The organism is Mycobacterium sp. DHQP2018-32-09, assembly GCF_058148405.1.
The window spans coordinates 1-390 of sequence record NZ_JBYVYK010000201.1 but is presented as its reverse complement, the minus strand read 5'-3'; the positions used below and the strand labels follow the sequence as shown (position 1 = coordinate 390).

Below are 390 nucleotides of genomic sequence, written 5' to 3'. Positions count from 1 at the left end.
AAGGTTGCATGCTGGAGCTGGCACAACGTAACTCGCAGGCTTCTGTTCCCTTCCTGCTATCAAATCAGGGTTATGGTTTTCTGTGGAATAACCCAGCAATTGGCCGCGTCACCTTCGCGCAAAACGGTACGGAATGGGTAGCAGAAGTCAGTGAACAACTGGACTACTGGATCACTGCGGGCGATACTCCGGCTGAGATCAGTGAAGCCTATGCACGAGTAACCGGTACGCCACCGATGATGCCTGATTACGCAATGGGGTTCTGGCAATGCAAGCTTCGCTATCGTAATCAACAAGAATTGTTAGAAGTCGCACGCGGCTACAAGCAACGCAATCTTCCGATCTCGGTGATTGTCATCGATTTCTTCCATTGGCCGAATCAGGGTGACT

General features: G+C 51.0%; 1 protein-coding gene. It reads left to right on the top strand.

The features are described 5' to 3' along the window. Positions 1-8 precede the first annotated feature (8 nt). Positions 9-390, top strand: a 382-nt coding sequence (locus AC30CM_RS27350) for a TIM-barrel domain-containing protein (protein WP_490120030.1), incomplete at its 3' end; no start/stop codon positions are given.